The organism is Arthrobacter sp. Y3221157, assembly GCF_059089865.1.
In genome coordinates, this window is sequence record NZ_JBNHFD010000152.1 from 1 (window position 1) to 4107 (window position 4107).

5 protein-coding genes are annotated in these 4107 nt (G+C 68.5%); 2 read left to right on the forward strand and 3 right to left on the reverse strand.

Annotation, left to right across the window (positions count from 1 at the left end; genetic code table 11):
- Positions 1-532: 532 nt before the first annotated feature.
- The 3 genes from AC5RTT_RS19915 to AC5RTT_RS19925 form a co-directional block, all read right to left on the reverse strand.
- Positions 533-1408, reverse strand: coding sequence for an alpha/beta hydrolase (locus AC5RTT_RS19915; RefSeq protein WP_494146612.1), 876 nt, complete (start codon positions 1406-1408; stop codon positions 533-535).
- A gap of 45 nt (positions 1409-1453) precedes the next feature.
- Complete coding sequence (locus tag AC5RTT_RS19920; protein ID WP_494052905.1) at positions 1454-1720, reverse strand: hypothetical protein; 267 nt, start codon at positions 1718-1720, stop codon at positions 1454-1456.
- Between the two features lie 72 nt (positions 1721-1792).
- Positions 1793-2374 carry an SOUL family heme-binding protein gene (locus AC5RTT_RS19925; RefSeq protein WP_494146613.1) on the reverse strand — a complete coding sequence of 194 codons (582 nt, stop codon included), beginning with the start codon at positions 2372-2374 and terminating at the stop codon, positions 1793-1795.
- Positions 2375-2537: 163 nt separating this feature from the next.
- Here AC5RTT_RS19925 and AC5RTT_RS19930 point away from each other — a divergent pair, with 163 nt between their 5' ends.
- Together AC5RTT_RS19930 and AC5RTT_RS19935 are read left to right on the forward strand one after the other, a co-directional pair.
- Complete coding sequence (locus AC5RTT_RS19930; RefSeq protein ID WP_494146614.1) at positions 2538-2999, forward strand: MarR family winged helix-turn-helix transcriptional regulator; 462 nt, start codon at positions 2538-2540, stop codon at positions 2997-2999.
- Positions 2996-4107, forward strand: a 1112-nt coding sequence (locus AC5RTT_RS19935; protein ID WP_494146615.1) for an MFS transporter, incomplete at its 3' end; no start/stop codon positions are given. The genes AC5RTT_RS19930 and AC5RTT_RS19935, both read left to right, overlap by 4 nt.

Below are 4107 nucleotides of genomic sequence, written 5' to 3' on the forward strand. Positions count from 1 at the left end.
TACACCCCCACCCACCCCACCGCAACCCGGCCCCACCACCCCACCAAAACCCCGTAAACACACGCCAAAACCACCCACCAACCCACCCAGACACCCACCCGCCGTCGTAATTGCTTCCTGTGCGCTGCAGCACACTGGACGGCTGGAAGCGGCGGATGTCCTGGGCGGCGGCGACCTGCTGGGCATTGCGGTCCGCTATGGCTAGGGCTCAACGGAGGCATTCAGCCGCGCCTTCCGGGCCGTGCATGGTGCCGGCCCTGGCGAGGTCCGCCGGAACGGCGGCCCCCTTCGCACAGAACCGCAGCCCAGGTTTCGCCTGACCGTAGAAGGGAACAAACCCATGGACACCCGCATCGCAGACAAGCCCGCCTTCCGACCCGTGGCGACTGAGGCCCGGGCCCTCCATTGTGGGAATACTGGACCGCGCCCCCGACTTCAGCACGGCAACCTGCGAACCATGGCTGCCGGTGGAACGCGCCTGACGAAAAACGCCGTAGGCCAGAACATTTTCCGCAGGACAGACCCGGACGGTTCAGGCTGCCCAGCCCACTTTCCGGAGCCAGTCCTTGAGCAGCGGCAGGACAACGGAGCTCTGCATCGCCCCGAGATGGTCCAGGCCTGGCAGAACCTGGACGTCCCAGCCGGCTTCGACGAGTTCATGCTCATGCGCGGCCAGCGGGTCACCGATCCGCACCTGCACGCCGCCCCACTGCGGCGAGTAGTCAATCCGGTCTTCGGCTCCGGCGAACGCCAACCGGGGCAGGCCGGCCGGGACCGGCGCCGCGGCGTCGTCGAAATCCTGGAGGGCCTCATAGAGGGTGAGGAACTGGCGGGTCTGGTCCTCGTTGGCCTCGATGGAGGCCGAGTCCCAGTCCCCTGGTTCAACCTCCGCGGCGGGCACGGGCAGCTCCCCCGTTGCCCGGGCCGCCGCGTCCCGTGCCGCTGCGTCGTGGGCAGCCCGGGTCACGGCCAGCATGCTCTTGTACGGTCCTTCGAGGGGAGGGAACCCTCCCATCGCAAGCGCACCCAGCCGGTCAGTCAGGAGGGCGAGCTGGAGACCGCACAGTCCCAGCCAGGAGTAGCCGTAGTAGGCGAAGGTGGCTGCGCCCGCGGCGTCGGCGATGGCAAGCAGGTCGGCGGTCACATTCTCCGGGGTCAGCGTGTCCGGGGCCGGGAAGGCCATCCGGTGCGCCTCGTAGTCCACGGCGATCACACGGTTCGCCGCGGAAAGCCCCTGGACCAGGTTCGGCCCCAGGTCCGGATCAGCGCCCCACTGCCGGATGGTTTCGGCTTCCTCCGGCGAATGCCCGGCAAGTGGCACCGGCAGCAGGAGGTCCGGCCCGCTCCCCTGGATGGTGATGGGGATGGTGCTGCCGTCATGCAGTACAGCAGCGGCGGTTGGTGCCATGGCTACTCCTTTGGTTGAGGACCGGCGGTACTCGCGGACGTCCCCCTACTCCCCCATGCCGGGATGCACCGGAACATAGTCCACCTTGTTGCCGGGGTTCTTGCGCCCGGCCTTTGTCCGGTCGTATCCCCGCGCGTCGAGGCCGTTCTTCGCCCTGAACTCCGCCAGTGCCGCGTCATAGGCCTTGTTGAGTGCCTGCCCGGAGAACTCCCCGGTGCTGCCGTCAGCGAAGGCAATCCTGATGCGGACGCTCGCCGGGTAGTGCCGGGTCATCCGGACGAAGCCGTCCGCGTCCTGCTGAAGAGTGATCAAGGGGAACCTGCTTTCGTCGGTGGATCGGCCTCCAGTCTCGCAGGGTTCTCCCCGCCCGGGGGCGCGTCCCGCCTACGGCCCCGCAACGTCCTGGACCACCTCATTGCGGCGGAGGAACCAGGGCTTGAACGGTGGATCAAAGCGGGCGAACCGGGGAGGTCCAACCGGAGTCAGCCCAGCCAGGGCGAGCGCTGCCTGCAAACCCTCGGTGTGCCGTTCAAAGGCGCGGCGTGAGCCGCTGCCCGAAAAACGCACCGCTGCAGCAAGTGATGCGGGCACTGCCCGCACCGTGACTCGGGGGTCCGTGGGGGCGGGAGCCGTTTCCGCCGTCGTGCCCGCAGGGAGCACGAAGGCAACAATATATTCCGCGGGCGCCGTGGCTTCCGCGTCGAACGGGCCGCTTTGCAGCACGGGGGCGGTCAGGGCGAGCTTCTGCGACGCCCCGCTCTCCTGGATCACCGGAGCGGTCATGGCCAGCTTCCTCCCTGCCCTGTTGTTCCCGCTGATGTAGCTGAACAGGCGGCGGAACGCGATGTTGCCGGCGCGGTCGAAGCCCGCCCTGACTCTCACCTCGGCTACGACGTAATCGGGATAGCGGCGCAACTCGAAGTGCGGGTAGCGCCGGACAAGTTCGTAGGGCTGGTGCTCGGTCATGGTCTTCCAGAGCCTACGCGCGCGCGGCAGAAGCAGCCAGCCCCGCAGGGTGACGGACGTCAACACCAAAATGCTTGCCTTGCGCAACCAACCGGGAGCATAATCGTTAGCAGAACTAATTAGCTCTGCTAACGATTACCGCCCAGGAGGCGCAGCCGACCAGATGATCGCCAGCCAAACGAAAAACCACGCCCAGGCAGCCCCCACCTCCCCCGACACCCTCGCCATCGACCTCCGCACCGCCGTGATGCGCACCTCGCGCCGGCTCCGCGTCGAGGCAACCGGCGAGGTGATCACCCCCGGCCAGTACACCGTCCTGGCCCTCCTCAACGGCGACGGCCCCAGCACCCTCCGCGCCCTCGCGGACAGCGAGCACGTTCAGGCGCCGTCCATGACCCGGATCGTCAACGCCCTCGCCGACCAGGGCTTCGTCACCAGGGCGCCTCATCCCGACGACGGCCGCCAGGTCCGCGTGGACATCACCGATGCCGGAAAGGCAGTCCTCGCTGAGGCGAGGGAGCAGCGCACCGCCTGGCTGGCGCAGCGCGTGGCCGGACTCAGCGAAGAGGACCGCGGGATCCTTAGCCGCGCCGCCCGCATCATGCAGGAGATGAGCGGCCGATGAGCGCCATGTTCCGAGCCCTCGAAAACCGCAACTACCGGATCTGGGCCGGCGGCGCGCTGGTGTCCAATATCGGCACCTGGATGCAGCGGATCGCCCAGGACTGGCTGGTCCTGACCGTCCTCACCAACCACGACGGAGCCGCCGTCGGCATCACCACCGGCCTGCAGTTCCTGCCCATGCTGCTGCTCGGCCCCTATGGTGGCGTCCTGGCCGACCGCTACCGCAAACGCAGGATCCTGCTCTGGACCCAGCTGGCCATGGGCATCACCGGCCTGGCCATCGGGCTCCTGGTGGTGACCGGCACCGCCGAACTCTGGCACGCCTACCTGGCGGCCCTCTGCCTGGGCATCGCCAGCGCCATCGACGCCCCCGCCCGGCAGGCCTTCGTGTCCGAACTTGTGGGCCAGGACAACATCTCCAACGCCGTGGCCCTGAACTCCGCCTCCTTCAACACGGCCCGGCTCACCGGCCCGGCCATCGCCGGCGCCCTCATCGCCTGGGTGGGCACCGGACCGGTCTTCCTGCTCAACGCGGCCAGCTACGCCGCCGTAATCATTTCGCTGTTCCTGATCAACACCTCCGCGCTGGTCCCGACCGTCCGGGCCGAACGAGGCAAGCACCAGGTGGCCGAAGGCGTCCACTACGTCCGGCGACGCCCGGACCTGATGCTGATCATGGTCCTGGTGGGCATCCTGGGCGCGTTCGGCATGAACTTCCCCATCACCAACGCACTGATGGCCACCACCGAGTTCGGCGTCGGGCCGGGCGAATTCGGCCTCCTCGGCTCCATCATGGCTGTGGGCACGCTCGCCGGCGCACTGCTCGCCGCACGCCGGTCCGGCCCCCGGCTGCGGTTCCTGCTGGGCGGGGCGCTGGGCCTTGGCGCCTTCACGCTCCTGGGCAGCGTGTCGCCGTCGTTCTGGCTCTACGCCGCCGTGCTGATCCCCGTGGGCCTGGCGTCCATCACGTTCCTGAACAGCTGCAACACCAGTATCCAACTCTCCGTGGAGCCGCAGTTCCGCGGCCGGGTGCTGGCGCTCTACCTGGCCATCCTGCAGGGCGGCACGGCGGTGGGCGCGCCGCTGATGGGCTGGATCGGCAGCGAGTT